At 66.4% G+C, this 536-nt stretch carries 1 pseudogene; it reads right to left on the bottom strand.

The features are described 5' to 3' along the window. Positions 1-535, bottom strand: a pseudogene (locus AC5RWD_RS23200) (pyruvate dehydrogenase (acetyl-transferring), homodimeric type); the annotation flags it as partial. Between the last annotated feature and the right edge of the window lies 1 nt (position 536).

Genomic DNA, 536 nt, shown 5'->3' with positions numbered 1-536 from the left:
GCCGGAACCCGTCCAGGTCCTCCTCCGAGAGCCGGCCTTCCATGAACGCCCGGGCGTACATGCCCGGGGACGCGTGGCCCTGGAAGAACACCTGGTCCCCGCCGCCGGGGTGGTCCTTGCCGCGGAAGAAGTGGTTGAACCCGACCTCGTACAGCGTCGCCGCGCCGGCGTAGGTGGAGATGTGCCCGCCCACCCCGATCTCGGGCCGCTGCGCCCGGTGCACCATCACCGCGGCGTTCCAGCGCATGTACGCCCGGTACCGGCGCTCGAACTCCTCGTTCCCCGGGAATTCCGCTTCCTGGTCCACCGGGATCGTGTTCACATAATCCGTGGTGGTCACCATCGGAACCCCGACGCTCTGCGCGCCGGCACGCTGCAGGAGACTGCGCATGATGTATTGGGCACGCTCCGTGCCCTGTTCCCTGATCAACGCATCCAGGGACTCAACCCACTCGGCGGTCTCTTCCGGATCACGATCAGGCAGCTGGTTAGTCAACCCGCTGAGGATATGGGAGGTATCTTCTCCTGCAGCCACG

The organism is Arthrobacter sp. CMU6 (genome assembly GCF_059090205.1).
This window is presented reverse-complemented; position numbering and strand designations above follow the sequence as displayed.